This window comes from Streptomyces sp. NPDC006655, assembly GCF_040703965.1.
Classification (GTDB): domain Bacteria; phylum Actinomycetota; class Actinomycetes; order Streptomycetales; family Streptomycetaceae; genus Streptomyces.
Window position 1 is genome coordinate 100,787 of the sequence record NZ_JBEYJU010000017.1, and the last position, 23,198, is coordinate 123,984.

Below are 23,198 nucleotides of genomic sequence, written 5' to 3' on the forward strand. Positions count from 1 at the left end.
GCAAAGGAACGTGTGTGCCATTCCGCCAAGCACAAGCACTGCTCACGGTTTCACCCGCCGTGGGTGAGGCGGCCGGTGCGGCGGCGGTGGACGCTTGGCGTCGGCGGGGCGCCCACGCCCTGCCCGAGCTGCCGCAGCACGCCGGACCCCGAGCAGGGAGACACTGTGAATCGGTACCCGCCCATCGCCGAGCACGGCCTGGTCGGCGATCTCCAGACCGCCGCCCTGGTGTCGTCCGACGGAACAGTCGACTGGTGGTGCACCCCCCGCTTCGACTCGCCCAGCGTCTTCGCCTCGCTCCTGGACACCGAACGCGGCGGCCACTGCCGGCTGGCCGCGGAGTTCCCGGACGGCGACGGCATGACCGCCCGGCAGCTGTACCTCTCCGACACGGCCATCCTGATCACCCGTTTCATGGCCCCCGGCGGGGTCGGTGAGGTCGCCGACTTCATGGTGCCGGACGAGTCTGCCACCCCGACCGGCGTCCACCAGCTGGTGCGGGTCGCCCGCGTCGTACGGGGCACCCTCCCGTTCGCCCTCAGCTGCCAGCCGCGCTTCGACTACGGCCGCGCCACGCACACGCTCTCGCAGGCCGACGGGCACGCGGCGGTCTTCCACAGCGCGGGGACCGACCTGCACCTCCAGTCGACCACCGGCGTGGTCGTCCACCCGGACGGCAACGACGTCAGCGCCCGCTTCACCCTCTCCGCCGGCCAGGCGGCCGCCGTCGTCCTCACCAGCGCGCCCGCCGGGACCCCCGCACCGCCGCCCCCGTCCCTGGAAGGGATCGCCGGCGCGCTGGACACCTGCCGCGGCTTCTGGCTGTCGTGGCTGCGCTCCTGCACCTACCGGGGCCGCTGGCAGGACATCGTGAACCGCTCGGCGATCACCCTGAAACTGCTCACCTACGCCCCCACCGGGGCGCCCGTCGCCGCCGCCACCATGGGGCTGCCCGAGCAGGTCGGCGGTGAGCGGAACTGGGACTACCGCTACACCTGGATACGGGACGCGGCCCTGTCCGTCAGGGCACTGATCGACCTCGGCTTCCACGACGAGGCACACGCCTTCCGCCGCTGGCTGCGCGACCGGATCGAGGCCAAGGACGCCACCTCGGCGGATCCGTTGCAGATCATGTACCGGGTCGACGGAGACCCCCACCTGACCGAGGAGACCCTCGACCACCTGGAGGGCTACCGGGGATCCCGTCCGGTGCGGGCGGGCAACGCGGCGGCCGACCAGCTCCAGCTCGACATCTACGGCGAGGCGTCGGACGCCCTGATCGTGGGCGGCGACATCGGCGCGCTGCGTGGCTGGAGCGCGCTGAGCGGGGTGCTGGACTGGCTCGCCGACCACTGGGACCAGCCCGACGAGGGCATCTGGGAGACCCGCGGCGGGCGCCAGGACTTCACGTACAGCAGGCTGATGACCTGGGTGGCGTTCGACCGCGGCGTCCGCGCGGCCACCGGCTTCTCCCGCCCCGCCGACCTCGCCCGCTGGACCGGTGCCCGGGACGCGGTCTTCCGCCAGATCGTCGAGCGCGGCTGGCACGACAAGCGGCAGGCCTTCGTGCAGCAGTACGACAGCGACGTGCTGGACGCCTCCCTGCTGCTCATGCCGAGGGTGGGCTTCCTCTCGCCGCGCGACCCGGACTGGCTGAGCACCCTGGACGCCATGGACGAGGAACTGGTCAGCGACAGCCTCGTCTACCGCTACGACCCGCAGGCGTCCCCCGACGGCCTGCGCGGCTCGGAGGGCACGTTCAACCTGTGCAGCTTCCTCTACGTCGAGGCACTCGCCCGCAGCGGCCGGGTGGAGCAGGCCCGCCACGCCTTCGACAAGATGCTCACCTACGCCAACCACGTCGGCCTGTTCGCCGAGGAGATCGGACCCTCGGGCGAGCAACTGGGCAACTTCCCGCAGGCGTTCACCCACCTCTCCCTGATCACCGCGGCCATGGCGCTCGACGAGGAACTGCAGAAGGCGGGCACCGGACCGCGCCACCGCGACCGTCGGCGTCCGACGGCGGTCTACGGCCTCACAGCGCCCGAGGAGGACCCCGGTGGGAACGTCCCACGTGGCTGAGACCGCCGGCACGGGCCAGCCCGCGGGTCCGGGACGCGTCCTGGCCGCGCTCGCCCTGGCCCAGTTCATCTGCAGCTTCGCCGGCTCCAACATGAACGTGATGATCAACGACATCAGCAGGGACCTGGGCACCACCGTCCAGGGCGTCCAGGTGGCGATCACGGTCTTCCTGCTGGTGATGGCGGCCCTGATGATCCCCGGCGGCAAGCTCACCGACCGGTACGGCCGCAAACCCTGCTTCCTGGCCGGCCTGCTCGTCTACGCGGTAGGTGCCCTGCTGAGCGCGGCCGCCCCCGGACTCGGCGTCCTGATCCTCGGCAACTCGATCCTCGAGGGCGTCGGCACCGCGCTGCTCATCCCACCCGTCTACATCCTCACCACCCTCCTGTATCCCGACGTCACCTCCCGGGCCCGGGCGTTCGGGGTGGTCATGGCGCTGGGCGGGATCGGCGCGGCCGCGGGGCCGCTGATCGGCGGGCTCATCACCACCTTCGTCAGCTGGCGCGCCGCGTTCGTCTTCCAGGCGCTGGTGATCGCGGTGATCGTCCTGCTCGGCCGCCGTATCGAGGATCCGCTGCCGCCGGATCCCGGCCGTTCCTTCGACACCAAGGGGGCGGTGCTCTCCGCCGTCGGCCTGGTCCTCGTGGTCACGGGCATCCTGGCCGCGGACAACAACGTCTGGCTCATGGTCGCCCTGCTGGTGTCCGGCGCCCTGGTGCTGTGGTGGTTCTTCCGTTCCGCCCGCGCCGCGGAAGCGTCGGGCCGAGAGCCCCTGCTGTCCCCTCGGCTGTTCAGGAACCGCACCTCGAACCTCGGGCTGGTCACCCAGAACCTCCAGTGGCTGCTGCTCATGGGCACGTCGTTCACGGTGGCGGCCTATCTGCAGGTGGTCCGCGGTTACGACGCCATCCAGACCGGTGTCGTCTTCACGGCGGCCACCCTCGGCCTGCTGGCCACGTCCCTGTCGGCCGAACGCCTGGCCCGCCGCCATGCCCAGCGAACGCTCGTGATGGCGGGCTTCGCCGTCTCCGTCGCCGGGGTGATCGTCCTGATCGCCCTGGCCGGCACCTTCGCCACCGCCTGGGCGTTCGTGCCCGGCCTGCTCCTCATCGGGCTCGGCCTGGGTGTCATGCTGACCCCGTCGGTCAACGTCGTGCAGTCGAGCTTCCCCGAGGAGCAGCAGGGAGAGATCTCGGGGCTGTCCCGAAGCGTGTCGAACCTCGGCTCGTCGTTCGGCACGGCCATCGCCGGCACCATCCTGGTCGCCGGCCTCGACAGGGGCGCCTACGCCGCCGCGATGACCGCCCTGGCCGTCGCGGGCCTGGGCGGCCTCACCGCGGCGGCCCGCCTGCCCCGACAATGAAGTCCCGATCGCGCACGGGAACGTCTGGAGTACCCCACTGTCCGACACGGCTGAACTCGTGTGCTTCGTGAATCGGCCGTCGAATGGGACGAGGTCGGTCCCGAATTCGTCGAGATCGGTGGCCGCGACGTCTGGTGTCCCACGTTGGCGGAGTACGCCGCGGGCTGGCCTGCGCTGCCGCTGATGAGCGCTCCGCGCCCGCTCGCCGAGGCCGTACACCGTGCGGTCGAGGAGGCCTCCGCCCGTCTGTCCCCGCGGCTCTGGAGCCCGGACGCCTCCGAGTCGGCCGCGATCCGGCGCCTGCGCGAAGTGCTCACGTTTCCCGCGCCACCCGGCGAGGCGACCGGTCCCGAGCAGGTGACCGCCAGGCTGGAGAAGGTACGGCAGGACCGCGACGAGATCCACGATACGGCCGATGCCCTCGGCACCGGGGTGCTCGCGGAACTCCTGCACACGGTGGCCGACCTGCTCGCGCCGCTGGACGACCTGTCCGCCGAGCGCATGCCGAGGGAGGCGGAGGGAATCGTCCCCGGCGCGCTATACGACGCCGAATGGGCGACCGGTCTACTGGTCGACTATCTGAACGGCATAGGCTCCTAGCCTTCCAGATCGACGCTGACGGCGGCTCAGCTCCTGCTCGTTCACTACGACCGGACGCCGCACCGCGGGCGGGCGAGGCCGACCGCCGGACTCCCGGTACGCATCGTCGACGACACCGGCGACGCGATGAGACGGGAGAGGGTGGAGGAAGACATGTCGGAATTCGTCGACGTGGTGTGTCACCAGTGCAGGATCCAGCTCGAGCTGCTCGACGCCCCGGCCCCCCGAGCGGCCTGGTGGAAGTTCCTGGACGAACACGCCCACCACCCCGTGGAACTGCTGTGGGAGCACTCCGGCGCTCGCGAGAGGATCGACATCGACTACATCGTGGTGGACAGCGACATCGAGGGCGACCCCTCGTTCGCCGAGTACGCGGGCGACTGGCCGGGCCGACCGCTCGCCCTGCACCCGCGGCCCACCGCCCGTGCCGTCGCCGAGATCGTGGAGCGCGCCTTCGCCGCCATGGACGCCCACGAGTGGCGGCCCGCACCGGCCGACGCGGTGGCCGCCGAACGGATCATGCGGTACATGGACTTCGCTCCCCCGGCCGGGGAACTGGTCGACGACGCCGCCGTACTCGCGCGGCTGACCGCGGTGGAGGCAGCGCTGGACCAACTGCGCCGGGCGTCCGCCGAACCGGTCGGCGAGCACTTCGGCACGTTCCTGACCGACGTGCTGCGCATCCTGCCCGCCCCGGCGGATCTCCCACCGGACGAACTGCGCGCCGAGAGCGGCCCGCTGGCCTCCCCCCGGCTCTGGGACACCGAACGCGCACTCCGCCTGATCCAACACCTCGTGGCCGCGAGAATCTCACCCCGGCAGACCACCCCCCACACCTGAACCGAACGCTCGGCCCCCGCCCCGGAGCGCCCCCTCCGGCCGGTTCCCTCGATGCGAGCCGCCGCTCGGCGATGCGCCGACCCGAGCTGATGCTGCTGGTCGTAGCGGGAGGCGATCGCATGCGTCCGGCGCTCAAGTACCGGAAGGAACACCGTCGGCCGGCCTGGGCCGCGGTCAGACGGGTCCCGAGCGGACGGTCTCGCCCCCTCGCACTGGTCGGCCCGGTCGTGGTCCTCGCTCTCGCGCGTCCGGCCGCGGTCAAGGCCGCCGGACGGCCCGGTGCACGAAAGCGGGCGGCAGGTTCGCCCACACGGTCCCCGAGCGTTCCAGCCGGTGGAAACGGCGGGCCAGTTCGGCGGCGAAGTGACGGGCGGGCGGGGTCCAGGCCGCGTGCAGGTAGGCGAAGGTGGTGAACCGGCCACCCGGCGCGAGGACGTCGGTCACGGCGTCCAGGATGTGCCCGCGCCGGTCCTCGGGCATGACCGTCCACGGCAGCCCGGAGACCACCGCGTCGACCGGCTCGCCGACCACGGCGGCCAGGTCGGCGGCCGTGCCCCGGACCACGGTCAGCCGGCTGTCGCGCCGGGTGGCCGACAGCCGGGCCGCGAGCACCGGATTGAGCTCGACGGCGACCAGCCGCGCCCCGGAGTCGAGCCGGGCGAGGATCGCGTCCGTGAACACCCCGGTCCCCGGGCCGAGTTCGGCGACCACCCGGGCCTGTTCCAGACCGATGCCCTGGGTCATCGCGTACGCGAGCCGTCGTGAACTGGGTGCCACGGCGCCGGTCATGAGGGGCCGCCTGAGAAACTCGGTGGTGATCGACATGGCGGCCATGCTGGAAGCGCCCCGGGTGGCCGCACGTCGTATCCCCGGCCGGTGTCCGTACGACTGCGGGAGGACCCGATGACGCCCGCCAGGACGATGCCGGGCAGCGGACCCCGGCCGTAGCGTGAGGCGGTGCACCGGCTCATCGAGACCCTGCCCCGCCTGCGGAGCGCACATCCGTGGCTGACGGACGTCCTGCTGGTGGTGCTGGTCGCCGTGCCCCCGGTGATCCGCCCGCAGCCGGGCTGGCGGCCGGTCCGGGTACAGGCGGTCGTGTACGCCGCCCTGGTGCTGCCCCTGCTGTGGCGGCGCCGTCGGCCGGTGCTCGTCGCGGCCCTGGTGACGGCCGCGTTCTGGGCGCAGTACCTCGGACAGGTGTGGGGACAGGAACCGGGACGCGGCGCCGTCGCCCTGGCCGCGGTCCTGGCCACCCTCACGGTACGCGGCCTGCGCCGGGCCGCCGCGGCGACGGTGCTCTGTGCCGCCGGCTGCGTGGTGCTGTGGATTCCCGCCTGGCAGCGGGACTACGGGGGCCCGGGCGCCCGCGGTGCCTGGCTCACCCCGCTCGCGGTGGGTCTCCTGCTGGCCGGGGCCTGGGTGTTCGGCGAGTACGTCCGCGCCCGGCGCGCCTATGTCGCCGAGTTCGAACGGCGGGCCGCGCTCGCCGAGTCGGAACGCCTGGCCCTGGCCCGGGTCGCCGTGGCCGAGGAGCGGGCCCGCATCGCCCGCGAGATCCACGACGTCCTCGCCCACAGCGTGAGCGTGATGGTGCTGAACGCCGAGGGCGGCAGGCTCATGCGGCACACCGACCCCACGGTCGTCGACCGCACCCTCGGCGTCATCAGCGCGACCGGCCGCGACGCCCTGGAGGAACTGCGCCGGCTGCTGGAGGTGCTGCGCGCCCCCGACGCGGACGCCTCGTCCGGCGCCCCCGGGCCCGGCGACGACTCGGCCGGCGACGGTGAGTCCCTCGTGGCCGATCTGCGACGGCTGGTCGGGCGCCTCAACACGACGGGCACGCGCGCCCGGCTGGACCTGCGCGGCGAGCCCGGCGGTCTGCCGGCGGACCTCACCGTGCAGACGTACCGCATCGTGCAGGAGGCGCTCACCAACGTCGTCAAGCACGCGCCGCCGGACGCCACGATCCGCGTCCGGGTCGACACCGGTGCCCAGGGGCCCGGACGGATGGTCCGCGTCCGGGTGGAGAACTCGGCCGGCGCCGGCGGGGAAGCCGTCCCCGAGCACCCCGCCCGGCCGCTCCCCCGCGGGCACGGACTCACCGGCATGCGCGAACGCACCGCCCTGTACGGCGGGAGCGTCGACGCCGGACCCACACCCGACGGGGGCTACCGGGTCACCGCCTTCCTGCGCCCCACCGGACCCGAGCCCACCACGGCGACGACCCCGTGACCGGCCCGACCCCGCCCCCGGCTCCCGCCCCGTCGCCGTCGCCGTCGCGGGTGCTGATCTGCGACGACCAGGAACTGATCCGGATGGGACTGCGCATGGTCGTCGACAGCCAGCCCGACCTCACCGTGGTGGGCGAGGCCGCCGACGGCGGCGCGGCGATCGCGGGGGTGGCCGCCCTGGAGCCGGACCTCGTCCTGATGGACGTACGCATGCCCGGCCTGGACGGGCTCGCCGCGACCGAGCACCTCTGCGCGCAGCCCCACGGGCCCCGGATCCTCGTCGTCACCACCTTCGACCTCGACGAGTACGCCTACACCGCCCTGCGCGCCGGCGCGAACGGCTTCCTCGTCAAGGACGCGCCCGCCGAGGAGATCCTGGTGACCGTCCGGGCGGTGCTGCGGGGCGAGGTCATGGTGGCACCCTCCCTCACCCGGCGCCTGGTCGAACGCTTCGTCCGGCAACCCCCCACGTCCGGGTCCGCCCAGCGCGGCCGCCTGGCCGCGCTCACCGAGCGGGAACGGGAAGTACTCGCCCTGGTCGCCCGGGGGCTGGCCAACGGCGAGATCGCCGAGCGCCTCTTCGTCGGGGAGACGACCGTCAAGACCCACCTCGGCCGCGTCCTGACCAAACTCGGCCTCCGCGACCGCATCCACGCAGTGATCTTCGCCTACGAGAGCGGGCTGATACGGGCCGGGGACTGAACGGCGACGGGCGCGGCACCGGGCTGTCCGCCCGTATCGCCGTGTTTCCCTCACCCGACCCGGCGGCGCCCGCGGCGGGCAGCCGAACGGAACCGGTTCCGGCCCGGTGTGCTCGGGGCACCGGCCGCGGTCAGGGCGACCGAGGCTCGTCGGCCGGGCCGGCGGTGGCGGCCGCGTCCCGCAGCGCGCCCAACAGGCCGCGCAGGGCCGGCTGTTCGAGGGCGGTCTCCCGGACGGCGGCCGAGATCACCCGGACCGGCTCCGGGTTGCGGACCGGGCGTACGACGACACCGGGGTGCTGGTTGCGCAGCCCGAGCCGCGGCATCAGACCGACTCCGAGGCCGGCCGCGACGAAGCCCTGCGCGGTGGCGTTTGTGTAAGCCCTGGTGCTGACGCTTCTTCTGTGTGGTGTGGCGGTGCTACTGGTTGTCGGTGACGCGGTCGCCGTAGTAGCCGGCGAGGATGTTGATGGCCTCCTTCCAGTTGTGGGTCCGGCCGGTGGGATTGCGCCGGTTGGGCTTGCGGTCGCGGATGACGAGGTGGAGCACCTTGAGGGCCGCCTCGTCGTTCGGGAAATGCCCGCGCCTGCGGGTGGCCTGGCGGAAGCGCGAGTTGAGGCTCTCGATCATGTTCGTCGTGTAGACGATCTTTCTGATCTCGGGCGGGAAGCGGAGGAACATCACGAAGTGCTCCCAGTTCCTGCGCCAGACCGCGATCAGGGCCGGATATCGGCCGCCCCACGTCTCTTCGAACTCGGCGAACCGCTGCTCAGCGGCGTCCGGGGTGGCGGCCGTGTAGACCTGGCGGAGTTCCCTGGCGATCTGTGACCAGTGCTTGGTGGAGGCGTACTTGAGGCTGTTGCGGACCATGTGGACCACGCAGAGCTGGATGTCGGCCAGGGGCCAGATGCTGCTGATCGAGTCGGGCAGGCCCTTGAGCCCGTCGCAGCAGGCGATCAGCACGTCCTCGACGCCACGGTTCTTCAGCTCCGCGAGCCAGGCCATCCACTGCTTGGCGCCTTCGCCGCCGGAGCCCACCCACATGCCCAGCACGTCCCGTTCGCCTTCGAGGTTGATGCCCACCGCGATGTAGACGGGCCGGTTGGCGACCGCACCGTCGCGGATCTTCAGGACGATCTCGTCGATCATGAAGACGGCGTAGACACGGTCCAGCGGCCGCTGGCGCCAGGCTTCGAGCTCCTCGGTGACCTTGTCGGTGGCCCGCGAGATCAGGTCGCGGGAGACGTCCACGTCGTAGATCTCCGCCAGGTGTGCCTGGATCTCGCCGGTGGTCAGGCCCTTGGCGTAGAGGGACAGGATGGCCTCGTCGAACCCGCGACACGGCGCGCGTGCTTGGGCACGATCTGAGGGCTGAAACTGCCCACCCGATCGCGCGGAACGTCCAGCTCGACCGGGCCGACATCGGTCAGCACCCGCTTGCGGGAGGTGCCGTTGCGTGAGTTGCCCGAGCCGGCACCGGCCCGATCGCCCTTCTCATGGCCGAGGTGCTCGGTCATCTCGGCCTCCAGCGCACCCTCCAGGACCAGCTTCACCAGTCCTTTCAGCAGGCCGTTCTCCCCGACCAGGTTCACCCCCTCGGTGCGGGCCCGGTTCACCAACTGCTCGGCCAACTCCTGGTCCAGCTCGGTCAGTCTCGCCAACTCGGCCCCCATGCGTACGATGTGCGAACTCTCGCGGGGCCGCTCGTCCTTGATGCCCATCAGTGATCCCTCCCAGCAGAGGGGACACCTCATGCCAGACGGGTCACACCGGGGCATACACAATCTTTAGGACAGTCCCCGTCTCGGTGACGGAGTCACCGACTTCGCCTACCGCTCGGACGCCAGCGGACGGCTGTTGCTGCGCAAGGGCGTCAAGGACATCGCGACCGGCGGGGTCGACGTCGGTTCGCTCGCCTCGGCCGCCGCCTCCTCGGGCGGGGTGGACACCGAGTACGGTGCCTCCGGCTGGGGCAGTTCCAGCATCAGGCTGCTCTTCGGCACACCGGACGCCAACGGGGACGGCATCCCCGACATCTGGACGCTCAGAGTGGACGGCACCGTGCGCTTCTACAGCGGCAGCCGCACGGCCCTAAGCGGTTCGGGTACGGAAATCGTAGGCAACAGCGACGGCATCGGCTGGAAGAACAAGCTGGCGATCGGCTGACGCATCGCCGGGTACCGCAAGGGACGCCGACGCGTACGGAGCTCCCCGTACGCGTCGGCGTCGTGCACGGGTGGCCGTTCAGTCCCTGTGCCGTCTGCAGTGCCGGACACCCCATGCCGGACATCACGCGCATCACAAAACGCTACACAATGGACAATCGTTGGCCCCTGGCTCGGCCCCTGAGGCCGGTCGGACTCCAACAAGACTCCACACGACCGATGGAGCCACACACCAGGGACGGCAGAACCGCAGGTCAGAAGGTTTCTCCTCGCACAGCGAGTGGCGGGGCGGGTGGGACTCGAACCCACGGCCGACGGATTATGAGTCCTTTGGGGATCTTGGCGGCCCTTGTCGATCAGTGCTCATCCTGGCCGTTTTCCCACGTCAGACGCGGTTTGGCGCCTCAGTCCTTCTCGGCCCTTGTCAGTCCTTTCCGATCCGTGTGTCCAACCTGCGTCCAGACCGCGTCCCGGATGGGCAGGTCCGGCCGGGTTCCGAGACGATCGCTACAGCTCAACTGGCCTAGAACTCGCGCGCAACGGATTGCCCTCCCCGTGCCCGCGCCGCGCCCCCGCCCGGCGCGGATCCGGGAGCACCTCGCGCTCCGACGGGTGCGTGCGCCTGAAGCCGGTGAGGCCTCCGGGCGGATGCGGGTGACGTTGAGTACCGATAGATGGGACGGCCAACGGGATGCGAGGTTAAGGCACTTATACTTCCGCTGGACCGGAAGAACTGTGGATCCTTTCATACTCCCCGGCCCATCCATGATTGCATCAAGAAATGCGAGGAAGAGCCCGTGAGTTCATCCGAACCGTTGGCGGGCGATATCATCGAGCAGCTTGTGGGGCGAGATGCAGATCTCGCCCGGATATCGGGATTCTTCGCACGCAGTGGTTCCGGCCGGTCCTTGCTGCTGTCCGGTGATCCCGGCGTGGGCAAGACAGCCCTGTTGCAGGCCGTGGGGAGGTCAGCAGCTGCCAACGGTGTACGGGTGCTACGGATCGCCGGCGTGCAATTCGAGGCGGATCTCAGCTACGCCGCTCTGAACCAGGCGTTCCTCCCCCTGCGTGACACCGTGCAGACCCTGGACGAACTTCACCGCCAGGCGTTGAGCGCGGCCCTCGGCTTCGGCGCCGGCCCCCCTCCAGAACGTCTGGTCGTCTGCAACGCGGCTTTGGAAGTGCTGCGCAGAGCGGCGGAGCAGCAGCCGGTGCTGGTCATCGTGGATGATCTGCCGTGGGTGGACCGCGCGAGTGCTGCGGTCTTCGGCTTCATCTCAAGGCGGCTGTCCGGGACAGGGATAAGTTTCCTCGCGGCTCTGCGGACCGGGACGGACAGCTTCTTTGAAAGCGGCGGTCTGCCGTCTTATGAGCTTCCACCATTGGATGCGGAATCGGCAACGCACCTGGTGAAAACCAGGTTCCCGCTCCTTCCTCACCATGTCCAACAGCGGGTGCTGACGACTGCACAGGGAAATCCGTTGGCTCTTCTGGAGATTCCGCGCGCCTTGGGCGATCATTCTCCCGCAGCCCTTGAGGGCTTGCCGGCTGTTCTTCCGCTCGGCCAACGGCTGCAGTCTCTCTTCGTCTCGCGCGTACGGCAGCTGCCGGAGAAGACTCAGGACATGCTGCTGCTGGCCGCGCTGAACGGCGGCGGAGACGTGGGGGTGCTGTGCGCCGCGGCGCGTGAGATGGGGGGCCATGCAGATCTGGAGAATCTGATACCGGCTGAGCGCGACCACCTGGTCCGGGTCGATCATGCCAGTCACCGTCTGGTGTTCCGTCACCCACTGATTCAGTCGGCGGTGGTGGAGGCGACCACCAGCAGCAGACGCCGTTCGGCTCACCATGCGCTCGCCCGGGTGCTTGACAGGCAACTCGAATCGCGCGCTTGGCATTTGGGACAGGCGACGCTTGATCCCGACGATCACGTGTCGGAGCTTCTGGAGGAGGCAGCTCGCCGGATCCTCAATCGCGGGGACGCGGTCGCCGCCATCGCGGCGCTCACCCGTGCGGCCGAGCTGAGCCCTCACGACGCGGACCGGGCTCGGCGACTGGCCGAGGCCGCATATATCGGCGCCGAGGCGACGGGAGCGTTGCGCAGCGCGTCGAAGCTGCTGGAAGACGCTCGGCAGGCCGATCCGGAGCGGGCCGGCTCGCTCTACGCGGCCGCGGTCACCGTGCACCTTCTACTGAGCGGCGACGGAGACGTCACGACCGCGCACCGCCTTCTGGTCGGCGCCATAGAGCAGGACAGCCGCGGCTACGACGCGAACAGTGCCGAACTCGTGGACGCGATGCATCTTCTTCTCCTGCTGTGCATCTACGGGGCGAGGGAGGACTTCTGGAGCCCGTTCCACGAGTTGCTAGCACGTCTGAGGCCGGAGCCGCCGGCCCTGTTGTCCGTGCTCGGGCAGTTGTACAGCGATCCGGCCCGCACCGGACAGCCGACGCTGCGGCAGCTTGAACAGATCTGCGATGCGGCGGTCAGGGAGACGGACCCTGCCCAGATCGTGCGGATCGGGACCGGCGCCGTCTACACAGATCGGCTGCCGCTGCTCAGGGAGGCCTCCCGGCGGGTCCTACGACAGGGCAGAGAGGGTGGTCCGGCCCGCAGGCACCTCGGGGTGCTTTTTCATCTGGCACTGGACGCCTACTACTCGGGGACGTGGCAGGAGGTGGTCGAACTGGCCGACGAAGGACTCGCGTTGTGCGAGAGTTCCGGCTACAGCTTTTTCTCCTGGTACTTCTATTACAGCAAGGGCCTTGCCACGGCTTCCTCGGGTGACGTGGACACGGCCCACGCGCTGGCCGACCAGATGACGGATTGGGCTTCGCCGCGCGGCCTCCATGCGATCGTCCAGTACGCCGACCATGTCCGTGCACTGGCCCATATCGCGGCCGGTGACTTCGAAGAAGCACTTCGGTGCGCCGAATCGATCAGCCCGGCGGGCCGGCTGGCGCAGTACGCGCAGGCTGCCGTGTGGGTCTTCTTCGACCTGGTGGAAGCGGCCATGAGCACCGGCCGACGCTCCGAGGCCGCCTCCCACGTGCGGGCTGTCCTCGCGTCCGACGTGGAGAACCTCTCGCCGCGGCTGGCTCTGCTCGCCGCCGGCGCTCGAGCGGTGGCGGCCGAGGACGATGCAACAGCTGAGCAGCTCTTCCAGCAGGTCCTTGCCGGTGCGGATACGGGCGAATGGCCTTTCGACCGAGCGCGTATCCAATTGGCCCGGGGGGAAAGGCTGCGCCGGGCGGGGTCCGTTACCGCGTGCACCGGGCCTCTCGAAGCGGCGCTCGGGACCTTCCGGCGCCTGGACTCACGCCCCTGGGCCGAACGCGCGGCGAGGGAGTTGCGTGCGACGGGGGTGAGCGCGCCCGGCCCGGCGGAGGGCCCCCAGGCGGAGGGCCCCCTGACAGAACTGACGCCACGCGAGTACGAGATCGCGGAACTGGCCGCGCGTGGGCTGACGAACAAGCAGATCGCCGAGAAGTTCTTCATCTCGCACCGAACGGTCGGCGCCCATCTCTACCAGATCTACCCCAAGCTGGGCATCACGTCGCGGGGTGCACTTCGGGACGCGCTGTCGGCCCGGCAGCACCGCCCGGCCCCACCCCGCGCGGGTAACGACGGGGGCTGACACGCCCCGGTCCGGGTCCGCCGCTACCCGCGGACGCGGCGGTGCCCGGCCGGCACCAGGACGCTGAGCAGTACGGCGCTGCCGCCCAGGGCGAAGGCCGCCGTGGTGCCTGCGTGATCGGTCAGCAGCCCTCCGGTGAACGAACCGACGGCGAGGAAGGTCTGCGAGGCGCTGACCAGGAGCGCCAAGGCCGCGTCCGTGTCCTGCCCGGCCAGATCCATCACACGGGTCTGTGCGGCCGCGGGTACCGCTCCGAAAGCAGCGCCCCACACGAGGACCAGGCCCACAACCGCAGGTTCGTCGTGCATGCGGGTGAGCAGGAGGACTGCTGCCGCCAGGGCGAGCGCGGCAACCACCAGGACCCGGCGTGGTGACCGGGACGAGGCGAGACCGGCGAGGAAGTTTCCGGTCAGCCCTGCCGATCCGTAGCCCAGCAGCACCGCGGTCACGGCGCCCGGGCCGAGGTGCGCACGCTGTTGCAAGTAGGGGGTGATGTAGGTATAGGCGGTGAAGTGGCCGAAGAAGACGATGGCCGCGATCAGCAGGGTCAGGGCGACGGGCGGTGTACGCAGGACGCTGCCCAGTGTGGCCGCCCGTACGGCTCCGGTGGGCCGGAGGGGCGGGAGTGCGAGGCCGAGCGCGACGAGTGTCAGCAGCGCGGCCAGCGCGGCGACGACGAAGGCCGTTCTCCAGTCGGCGACGTGACCGATCAGGGACCCCAGAGGAAGGCTGATGACCGTTCCGGCCGAGATGCCCGCAGTGATCAGCGCGGTGGCCCGGCCCACGGAGGCGGGCGGGACGAGACGTCCGCCTGCGCCCGCGCCCATTGCCCAGAAGCCACCGACGGCGAGGCCGAGCAGGAGACGGGCGCCGACCATGACCGCGAGGCCGGAGGCGGAGGCGGCCAACGCGTCGGAGACCGCGATCAGGGCAGCCAGGGCGAGGAGGACATGCCGCCGGTCGAGCCGACCGGCAGCCATGGTGAGCAGCGGAGCGGCTACGGCTGCCGCCAGCCCCGGCACGACGACGACCAGTCCCGCCCTGCCGGTGTCGACCCGGAGGCCGTGGCTGATGGACGGGAGGAGACCGACGGGCAGGAACTCGGAGAGGACGAGGACGAATGACACCGCGGCGACGGCTGCCACCGCGGGCCACCCGCCGGCCGGGGCGCGTTCCGCCTCGGGCGGTGCGGGTAGGGCCGGGACGGAGTGGGTGCCCATGACTTGCTCTTTCACCGGCTTGCTCGTGTCTGCCGGTCAGATCTGGTTGGCGCCGCCGTCGATGAAGATCTCGGTGCCGGTGATGTAGCTGGACTGGTCGGTGGCGAGGAAGAGCGCGAGGTCGGCTACTTCCTCGGGCTGCCCCATACGGCCCAGGGGGACGGTGGTGGCGAGGTGGTCCCGGAGCTGAGCGGCCTCTTCTTCGGACGGGGCGAGGTTGTCGAGGCCAGGGGTGGTGATGGGGCCCGGGGCGATGGTGTTGACGCGGATGGCGCGGGTGCGCAGCTCGTTGGCCCAGGTGCGGGCGAAGGAGCGAATGGCGGCCTTGGACGCGCCGTAGACGCCGAAGGCCTCGTTGCCGACGGTTGCGGCGGTGGAACCGGTGAGGATCACGGAGGCGCCGTCGTTGAGGTGCGGCAGGGACTTCTGGACGGTGAAGAGGGTGCCCTTGACGTTGGTGCCGAAGGTCGCGTCGAAGTGCTCTTCGGTGACCTGTTCCAAGGTGGCGAACTCGCCGCCGCCGGCGTTGGCGAAGAGGATGTCGATACGGTCACCTGCCGCCTCGACGGTGGCGTAGAGGCGGTCGAGGTCGGCGAGGTCGGCACTGTCGGCCTGCACCCCGGTCACGTCGCCGCCGATCGCGGCGACGGCCTCGTCCAGGGCCTCCTTGCGACGGCCGGTCACATAGACCCGGGCACCTTCCTTGGCGAACCGCTGCGCGGTGGCCAGGCCGATCCCGCTCGTGCCGCCCGTGATGACGGCCGTCTTTCCGCTGAGCTGTCCCATCGTGTCACTCCTTGCTCGGGCGGCTCGACATCCGAACCCCCATCTGTTGAATTTTCAATCACTATAGGGGCTAAGTAGGTGAAACGTCAACTACATGCCTGGGGAGTGTCGCTGCGCTGGCGGCTGCCTTTCACTTGATCAGCCGGGCGAACTTCCTGACTTCCTGAGCGAAGAGCAGCGGCTGCTCGAACGCCGCGAAGTGGCCGCCGGCAGGAATCCGGTCGTTGAAGTAGACCAGGTCGCTGTACGCGCGCTCGGCCCACACCTTCGGGCTGCGGACCAGTTCGTGCGGGAACACGCTCAGACCGACCGGCAGGTCGAGGGTGGTCAGGCCCGAGGCACCGTAGTTCTGCCAGTAGAGGCGGGCCGAGGACGCCGCGGTGTCGGTGAGCCAGTACAGGGTGATGTTGTCCAGCATCTCGTCGCGCGTCAGGACACCCTGCGGCCGGCCGGTGTTGTCGGTCCAGTCGAGGAACTTCTCGAAGATCCAGGCAGCCTGTCCCGACGGAGAGTCCGCCAGGGCGTAGCCGATGGTCTGCGGACGCGTGGACTGCTCCTGGAAGTAGCCGGAGTACTGGGCGGAGAACGTCTGGATCTCGGCGAGAGCCCTCTGTTCATCGGCGGTGGGGTTCGCGGAGACCGGCGGGGCGAAGGTGTACTCCGGGAAGTTGAGCTCCACCCCCAGCAGGCCCTTGGGGCGCAGCTTGCCCAGCTGGGTGGTCACGCCGCCGCCCCAGTCGCCGCCTTGGGCGATGTAGCGGGTGTACCCCAGGCGCTCCATGAGCTCGGCCCAGGCAGCCGCGATACGCGCCGTGGTCCAGCCGGTCGAGGTGGGTCGGTCCGAGAGACCGAAGCCCGGCAGGGACGGAATGACCACATGGAAGGCGTCCTGCGCGGTGCCGCCGTACGCGGTGGGGTCGGTCAGCGGGCCGATCGCCTTCAGGAACTCCACGAAGGAGCCGGGCCATCCGTGGGTGAGGATCAGCGGAGTGGCGTCAGCGTGCCGGCTGCGGACGTGCAGGAAGTGGATACCCAGGCCGTCGATACGCGTCCGGTACTGGCCGAGCGCGTTGATCCTCCGCTCCAGCCTGCGCCAGTCGTACTGGGTGCTCCAGTACCTCAGCAGACTGGACAGCTTGTCGAGCTGGACGCCCTGCGAGGCGTCGGGAACCGTCTCCCGCTCGGGCAGGCGGACGCGGGCCAGTCGCCGACGCAGGTCATTCAGGTGCGCCTCGGGTACGCGCAGGTGCAGTCGCGTGATCTCCTCAGTGGCCCGTGGCAGGGAGAGCGGGCTCAGCTCTCCGTCGTCGGCGGACGCCAGGTCGGTGCCGAGCACGGCCGGCACGGCTGTGGCCAGGCCGGCGACGGTTGCGGTGCGCAGCAGGTTGCGGCGGGAGGGCTGGAAGGCGGCCGTGTCAGCCGACGCTTCCGGATGGCGGAACGAGTGCATGGGGTGGCTCCGGTCTCACATGGCGTGCCAGAGGGCACAGTTCGGTGACACGCGAGTGGAAGATGGGACGTTGAGCGGACGCCGGACGTCGATCGAGTCGGGTCACAGGTTCCGACTCGTCGAGGCACCGTCACAGTCGCCTTCGCCGCGCAAGCGGTGGCGCGGCGAACGGACGCGGAACAGGGAAGTTCGGTCCGCGTGGCGGTCGGCCCGGGAAAGACGACCGCCACGGGTTGTACACGCCCTTTCGGCTCCGTCAGTTGGAGTGCAGGGCCTCTTTGAGGCTCGCGACCGCGAGCAGGACCGCGTGCTTGGCGGCCTCGGTGTCATGCAGCGAGTTCACCATCACGAAGTCGTGCACGATGCCGCCGAACCGGGCGTTCGTCGCCGGCACACCGGCCTGACGGAGCCTGGCGGCGAACGCCTCACCCTCGTCGCGCAGCACGTCGGCCTCGGCGGTGATGATCAGCGCGGGCGGCAGGCCCGCCAGGTCCTCCAGGCTCGCCCGCAGAGGCGAGACGGTGATCTGGCCGCGCTCCTCCTCACTGCGGGTGTACTGGTCCCAGAACCACTTCATGCCGTCACGGGCGAGGAAGTAGCCCTCGGCGAACTCCTCGTACGACGCGGTCTCGAAGGAAGCGTCGGTGACGGGGTAGAACTCCACCTGCTTGACGAAGCGCACGTCGCCACGCTGCTTGGCGAGCAAGGTCAGCGCGATCGCCATGTTGCCGCCGACCGAGTCGCCGGCCACCGCCAGGCGCTGCGCGTCCAGGTTCTTGTCGGCGCCCTTCGTCATCACCCACTGCGCCACCGCGTAACCCTGCTCCAGGGCGACGGGGTACCCCGCCTCGGGCGCGTGGTCGTACTCAGGGAAGACCACTGCGGCGTTGACCCCGACAGCGAGATCCCGCACGAGACGGTCATGTGTGTGGGCGTCGCCGAACACCCAGCCCGCGCCGTGCACATAGAGGATGACGGGCAGGCTCGTCCCGGAGGTCCCCGCGGGACGCACGACGCGCACCTGGACGGTGCCCGTGGGGCCACCCTCCACCTCCACCCACTCCTCGTCGACCTCCGGCTTGAAGATCTCGGCGTCCTGGACCTGGTCCACCGCCTTTCGCCCCTCCTCCGGAGGGAGCTGGTACAGGAACGGCGGTTCGGAGGTCGCGTCGACGAAGGCCTGCGCGGCGGGCTCCAGTGCGATGTTGCGGGGGTTGCCGGCCATGGTGGTGCTCCTTGTTGTTGAAACGTCAGGTGCTACGGATACGCAGCCGTTCGCGGCCGAGGCAGCACGCGGCTCAGTGCGCGAGCGCGGCCTCCAGGTTGTTCAGCACCCCGAGCTGCCCCATGAGGACGGTGCCGGAGGGGTAGCAGTTGAAGGACTCGATCTTGCCTTCGCGCAGTCGGAACACGTCGCAGCACGGGACCTGGATGGCGTTGCCGGTCGCACGGATCGACCCCATGGGAAGGGTCAGTTCACCCTGGTGAGTTCCGTTGAGGGACAGCTCGACGACAACGATGTCCCCGTTCACGTACACGTCGTAGAGCTCACGGTGCATGTCAGGGAAGGCCTGTGCGTAGTTGCGCACCGGGTCCGCGACCCCGGTGCCGCGGTAGGTGATGCCCACCGACTGGTCGGTGAAGGTTCCGTCCTCGGTGAAGCAGTCGATCCACCCAGGGATGTCCTGATCTTCCGCCACCTGGTAGGCGTTCCGAATGATCTTTTCGTTGTCGAACGACATGAGGCTGTGTCCCTTTCGAGGAGGAAGGCAGCGACGAGGCAGGCAGGGATGGCGGGGCCGGAGACCGGCTGGGGGCCGCGGTCATCTGGAAGCCCTCGGATCTTTCGCCACCGTAGCCCATGTAAGTGAAATGTCAACCGAACGCCAAGGCGCTAGAGATGATCACATCATCTCTAGGGATGGAAATTGGCAGGTCAGAGCAGAATACGAGCTCGCCGTGATCGCGCAGCAATCCGGCCGCCTTGCACATATGGTTGAAACATCAACTCGATGCCTTCTATGCTCTCGCCATGCACCGCCCGGATCCAACACAGGGAGAAGCCTTGACCGCACCAGCACAGCCCGTCTCCCCTTCCCCGTCGGCGCAGCGGGGAGAGTCCCGCCGAGGTTTTCTGCGCTCGGCCGCGGCCGTGGGGGCGGTGCCGGGACTCCCGCTCTCCCACCTTCCCGTTCCCGGGCGTGCTCGCCCGGCGGAGGTCGCCGGTTTCCGCCTTGCGCCGGTCGGAACCGGTACGGAACGCTTCCACCTGCACGTACCGCAGGGCGCTCTCGACGACCTGACACAGCGCCTGCGCACCGTCCGCCTCCCCGAGCGGGAGACAGTCGACGACGCCTCCCAGGGCGTGCCGCTCGACCGGTTGCGGGCCCTGCTCGATCACTGGCGCACGCGGTACGACTGGCGCGCTTTCGAGTCGCGGGTCAACGCGCTCGGGCAGTACCGCACGCGGATCGAGGGGCTGGGCATTCACTTCGTGCACGTCAGGTCCAGGCACCGAAACGCCCTGCCGGTGATCCTCAACCACGGCTGGCCCGGATCGTTCGTCGAGTTCCTCGACACCATCGGGCCCCTCACCGATCCGACGCGGTACGGCGGAGCCCCGGACGACGCGTTCCACGTGGTCATCCCCTCCATGCCGGGCCACGGGTTCTCCGACCTCCCCACGCAGTCCGGTTGGGACCCGTCCCGGATCGCCACCGCCTGGGGCACGCTCATGGAACGGCTGGGCTACCGCCGCTACATCGCCCAGGGCGGTGACTGGGGCGGGGCCGTCACCACGCAGATGGGCAGGCAACGCCCATCGGGCCTGATCGGCGTACACCTCAACCTGCCCGAGTTCATGCTGACCAACACGGCACTCGGCGACAGCACCCCGGAGGAGCAGGCGGCCATCGCCGAGCAGAAGCTCTTCGCCCAGCAGTACGCCGGATACTTCCAGGAGCAGGCCACCCGTCCCCAGACGGTCGGCTACGGGCTCGTCGACTCACCTGCGGGTCAGGCGAGTTGGGTCTTCGAGAAGTTCATCGACTGGACGGACAGCGACCACCACCCCGAGCGCGTCCTCGGCTACGACCGCATGCTGGACGACATAACCCTGTACTGGCTCACGGGAACCGGCGCGTCCTCCGCGCGGCTCTACTGGGAGTTCTACCGCGACGACCACGACCTGACGCGACTGGACCTCCCGGTGGGAGTCAGTGTCTTTCCCCACGAACTGGTGCGCACCCCGAAGGTGTGGGCCGAGAAGGCCTACGACAACCTCGTCTACTTCAACGACGACATCACGGCCGGCGGGCACTTCGCCGCGTTCGAGCAGCCCGGCATCTTCGTGGATGAACTGCGCGCCTACGCCCGCCACGTGAGGTGACCGCTGCCGGACGGAAACCGGCCGTCAGGACTTCCGCCGGGTACGCGCATCGAGAGGCGGACCCGACTTCGCCGCGACCTCCACGCCTACGCGGTGGTGAGGACGATGCGCCGATCCCCACTGCCGCTTTCCAGCCTCCGATGGTCCTCGGCGGCGTCGCGCCTCGGCAGCGTCGTCTGTCCGCAGCGGCCGGATCGGAGAGCGTGATCACACGCTCGGGATCGCCGGCCGGCGTGATCGCGTCAGCCAGGACACTCTTGCCCACCGCATCGAACACGGCTTGGACACCGCCCGGATCCCGCACCGCGTCAATGACACCCGGACCGTAGCGCACAGGCGTTGCGCCGAGTTCCCGGACAAAGCCACCTGCCATTTAGTTGAAACGTCATCCACCTGCGGTTAGGGTGACGGCACGACTGCGGTAGACGGAAGAGGAGCATCGCGATGCACATCGGCAAGACAGGAATCTGGAGCCCGGAACTGCGTCTGCACCCCGACCCCGTAGAGATCCACGAGGCTGCGGCCGAACTGGACCAGCACGGCTGGGGCGCTCTGTGGATCCCCGGTCTGGGCGGCGGCGACATCCTGGGGGACGCAGAACGGCTGCTGCGAGCGACCGAGAACACCACCATCGCCACCGGAGTGCTCAGCATCTGGCGCCACCCGGCCACCGAGATGGCCGAGGGTCACGCCCGACTTCGCCAGGCGTACGACCATCGACTCCTCCTCGGCCTCGGCGTCAGCGACGCCGCCGCCGCGCAGCACGCCGGCGGGACCTACCGGCCCCTCGCGGCGCTCGACAGCTACCTCGACGCCCTGGATCAGGCGGAGGAAGCCGTTCCGGCCGATGAGCGCGTGGTCGCCGCCATGGGGCCCAAGCTCACCGAACTGGCGGGGCGGCGCAGCGCGGGTACCCACCCCTTCCTGGTCACCCCGGAGTTCACCGCCGGCGCCAGAGCCATCCTGGGTTCCGGCCCCATGCTCGCCCCCTACCAGGCGGTCGTCGTGGATCCCGAACCCGAGCGTGCCCGGGAGGCGGCTCGCGGTTTCCTCGCCCCGTTCATCCGCATGGGGCACTACGCCAAGAGCCTGCTCCGGCAGGGCTTCAGCGAGGATGACCTGTCCGACGGTGGCAGCAACCGTCTCATCGACGCCGTCGTGGCCTGGGGTGACGTCGACGTCATCGGTGAACGGATCATGGCCCATCACGACGCCGGCGCCACCCATGTGGCCCTCCACGCCATCGGCAGAGGCAATGGGCTGCCCCTTGCCGAGTGGCGACAGCTCGCACCACTGGCCCACTGACCCGGACTCCGTACGGGAATCGAGCGCACGGCCGCGGCGCCTCCCCTCGCGGAATCCACCAACCAACGGATGTGACCAACGTCAGATCCAGTGCGGAGTCGGTCCGACTCGCACCGATCCGCACAGGCATCGAGGATGCCGTCCCCGGCGAGACAGCAGGCGAGACCGCCCACGGGGGCGAGGACCGCGCACGGCCAGTAGCGGTGCCCGTCGGCGCACGCAAGGCAGGCGGTCAGGGCAGCAGTGAGCAGCGCGTCGACGGCCAGCATGACGACCTCCTCTCCCCAGTAGTGGGGCGCCGGCCCCAGCCAGAGCACCTGCGCCAGTGCCACCATCGCCGTGACCGCACGGGCCACCGCCCGGACGTCGCCCGCGCCGCACCGTCCACCCAGCCCGCCCCAGCAGTGCCCCTCCCGCCGGCCCTGTCACCGACCAGGGCGGTTCCGGGCCCGACGGCCCCGAACGTCCCTCGAGTACGGACGGCGTAGGAGCCACCCCAGGCGGCGAGCATCATCACCCAGCTGGTCGCCCGCTCCGGCAGAGGGGCCCCGCGCAGGCCGTAGGTCGCCCCGCCGAGCAGCGGACCGAAGGCCGCGGCCAGGGCGAGGATGATGGCGGGCATGCTGTGACGAGAGGCGGACTCTGTAGCCATGGCCACGCTACGCACGCGACGTATCCACGCGACGCACAGCCGCCCAGCCACATCAGCTCCACCAAGGCTTGGCATTCGGTACGCCGCGCTTCAGACGGCCTGATCCAGATCCTCAGCCGGCTGCGGTCACGACGTGGGTGGAGCGACGACGGCCGGAGGTGACTGAAGTGTCAACTTTCTCATATGGTGGACTCATGACGGAATCACCCCGATGGCTGACCCCGGTCGAGGAACGGGCATGGCGAGGTCTGCTGCGCATGCACGACCTGCTGGTCAACCAGGCCGGTCGGTCGATACAGAGCCACTTCGGACTGTCCGCGACTGATTACAAGGTGCTGGCAGAGCTGACGCGTGCCAGCGACGACCGGTTGCGGGTACTGGAGCTCGCGAAGGTGCTGGGCTGGGAGAAGAGCAGGGTCTCCCATCACATCGCGCGCATGACCAAGCGAGATCTTGTCGACCGGGAAGAATGCGCCGACGACGGCCGTGGGGCGTACGTCAGGGTCACTCCGACAGGTCGGGTTGCCCTGGAGACGGCCGCGCCCCAGCACGTCGCGGATGTACGGCGTCTGTTTCTGGACCACATCACCCCGGGCCAGACAGCCATTCTGGCGGAGATCGCCGACACGATCATCGAGAAGCTCGAATCGCAGCAGTGACCCACACGCCGATCGCGCTGCCCCGTTATGTTTTCCGCGGTCCTGCAAGAGGGCCGCTGGCTTCCGGGCCCGGCATGACTTTTGCCCCCTGTCGAACGGATGACCTGGGGGGTGG

The 23,198-nt window shown here is 69.9% G+C and carries 17 protein-coding genes and 2 pseudogenes; 11 read left to right on the forward strand and 8 right to left on the reverse strand.

Annotation, left to right across the window (positions count from 1 at the left end):
* The first annotated feature begins 165 nt into the window (after positions 1–165).
* From AB0958_RS13105 to AB0958_RS13120, 4 genes are all read left to right on the forward strand, one after another.
* Positions 166–2,082, forward strand: a complete 1,917-nt coding sequence (locus tag AB0958_RS13105; RefSeq protein ID WP_366890464.1) for a glycoside hydrolase family 15 protein — start codon at positions 166–168, stop codon at positions 2,080–2,082.
* A complete protein-coding gene (locus AB0958_RS13110) occupies positions 2,075–3,445 on the forward strand; it encodes an MFS transporter (RefSeq protein WP_366890465.1) in 1,371 nt (456 codons plus the stop codon). The genes AB0958_RS13105 and AB0958_RS13110 overlap by 8 nt, the downstream gene beginning before the upstream one ends.
* 183 nt (positions 3,446–3,628) lie before the next feature.
* Positions 3,629–4,045, forward strand: coding sequence for a hypothetical protein (locus AB0958_RS13115; protein ID WP_366890466.1), 417 nt, complete (start codon positions 3,629–3,631; stop codon positions 4,043–4,045).
* A gap of 153 nt (positions 4,046–4,198) precedes the next feature.
* On the forward strand, positions 4,199–4,885 hold the full coding sequence (locus AB0958_RS13120) for a hypothetical protein (protein ID WP_366890467.1): 687 nt from the start codon (positions 4,199–4,201) through the stop codon (positions 4,883–4,885).
* A 258-nt stretch (positions 4,886–5,143) separates the two neighbouring features.
* Here the strand turns inward: AB0958_RS13120 and AB0958_RS13125 are convergent, their stop codons facing one another.
* Positions 5,144–5,710: a methyltransferase domain-containing protein gene (locus AB0958_RS13125; RefSeq protein WP_366890468.1), complete on the reverse strand. Its 567-nt coding sequence runs from the start codon at positions 5,708–5,710 to the stop codon at positions 5,144–5,146.
* Positions 5,711–5,842: 132 nt separating this feature from the next.
* On the opposite strand from AB0958_RS13125, the gene AB0958_RS13130 reads away from it, so the two are divergent.
* Together AB0958_RS13130 and AB0958_RS13135 are read left to right on the forward strand one after the other, a co-directional pair.
* Entirely contained in the window at positions 5,843–7,120 is a 1,278-nt protein-coding gene (locus AB0958_RS13130) for a histidine kinase (protein ID WP_366890470.1), read from the forward strand.
* Positions 7,117–7,821 (forward strand): response regulator transcription factor, encoded by a 705-nt coding sequence (locus tag AB0958_RS13135; protein ID WP_366890471.1) that lies wholly within the window; start codon positions 7,117–7,119, stop codon positions 7,819–7,821. Before AB0958_RS13130 ends, AB0958_RS13135 begins: the two co-directional genes overlap by 4 nt.
* Positions 7,822–7,951: 130 nt before the next feature.
* Here AB0958_RS13135 and AB0958_RS13140 read toward each other — a convergent pair.
* Both AB0958_RS13140 and AB0958_RS13145 read right to left on the reverse strand, forming a co-directional pair.
* A pseudogene (locus AB0958_RS13140) lies at positions 7,952–8,218 on the reverse strand (LysR substrate-binding domain-containing protein); the annotation flags it as partial.
* 22 nt (positions 8,219–8,240) lie between these two features.
* Positions 8,241–9,598, reverse strand: a pseudogene (locus AB0958_RS13145) (IS256 family transposase).
* A gap of 79 nt (positions 9,599–9,677) precedes the next feature.
* Between AB0958_RS13145 and AB0958_RS13150 the strand changes: the two are divergent.
* Both AB0958_RS13150 and AB0958_RS13155 read left to right on the forward strand, forming a co-directional pair.
* A complete protein-coding gene (locus tag AB0958_RS13150; RefSeq protein ID WP_366890472.1) occupies positions 9,678–9,986 on the forward strand; it encodes a hypothetical protein in 309 nt (102 codons plus the stop codon).
* 796 nt (positions 9,987–10,782) lie between these two features.
* Positions 10,783–13,623 carry an AAA family ATPase gene (locus AB0958_RS13155; RefSeq protein WP_366890473.1) on the forward strand — a complete coding sequence of 947 codons (2,841 nt, stop codon included), beginning with the start codon at positions 10,783–10,785 and terminating at the stop codon, positions 13,621–13,623.
* A 23-nt stretch (positions 13,624–13,646) separates the two neighbouring features.
* Here AB0958_RS13155 and AB0958_RS13160 read toward each other — a convergent pair whose 3' ends face one another.
* The 5 genes from AB0958_RS13160 to AB0958_RS13180 all read right to left on the reverse strand — a co-directional run bounded on the left by AB0958_RS13160 (position 13,647) and on the right by AB0958_RS13180 (position 18,821).
* Positions 13,647–14,843 carry an MFS transporter gene (locus AB0958_RS13160; protein WP_366890474.1) on the reverse strand — a complete coding sequence of 399 codons (1,197 nt, stop codon included), beginning with the start codon at positions 14,841–14,843 and terminating at the stop codon, positions 13,647–13,649.
* Between the two features lie 36 nt (positions 14,844–14,879).
* Positions 14,880–15,629 (reverse strand): SDR family oxidoreductase, encoded by a 750-nt coding sequence (locus AB0958_RS13165; protein ID WP_366890475.1) that lies wholly within the window; start codon positions 15,627–15,629, stop codon positions 14,880–14,882.
* A 130-nt stretch (positions 15,630–15,759) separates the two neighbouring features.
* Positions 15,760–17,079 carry an epoxide hydrolase family protein gene (locus AB0958_RS13170; protein ID WP_366890476.1) on the reverse strand — a complete coding sequence of 440 codons (1,320 nt, stop codon included), beginning with the start codon at positions 17,077–17,079 and terminating at the stop codon, positions 15,760–15,762.
* Between the two features lie 256 nt (positions 17,080–17,335).
* A complete protein-coding gene (locus tag AB0958_RS13175) occupies positions 17,336–18,304 on the reverse strand; it encodes an alpha/beta hydrolase (RefSeq protein ID WP_366890477.1) in 969 nt (322 codons plus the stop codon).
* 73 nt (positions 18,305–18,377) lie between these two features.
* Positions 18,378–18,821: a nuclear transport factor 2 family protein gene (locus AB0958_RS13180; protein ID WP_366890478.1), complete on the reverse strand. Its 444-nt coding sequence runs from the start codon at positions 18,819–18,821 to the stop codon at positions 18,378–18,380.
* A gap of 323 nt (positions 18,822–19,144) precedes the next feature.
* Here AB0958_RS13180 and AB0958_RS13185 point away from each other — a divergent pair, with 323 nt between their 5' ends.
* The 3 genes from AB0958_RS13185 (at position 19,145) to AB0958_RS13195 (ending at position 23,083) form a co-directional block, all read left to right on the forward strand.
* Positions 19,145–20,467, forward strand: coding sequence for an epoxide hydrolase family protein (locus AB0958_RS13185; protein WP_366890479.1), 1,323 nt, complete (start codon positions 19,145–19,147; stop codon positions 20,465–20,467).
* 444 nt (positions 20,468–20,911) lie between these two features.
* Positions 20,912–21,772, forward strand: coding sequence for a TIGR03620 family F420-dependent LLM class oxidoreductase (locus tag AB0958_RS13190; RefSeq protein ID WP_366890480.1), 861 nt, complete (start codon positions 20,912–20,914; stop codon positions 21,770–21,772).
* A 909-nt stretch (positions 21,773–22,681) separates the two neighbouring features.
* Entirely contained in the window at positions 22,682–23,083 is a 402-nt protein-coding gene (locus AB0958_RS13195) for a MarR family transcriptional regulator (protein ID WP_366890486.1), read from the forward strand.
* The last annotated feature ends 115 nt before the right edge of the window (positions 23,084–23,198 follow it).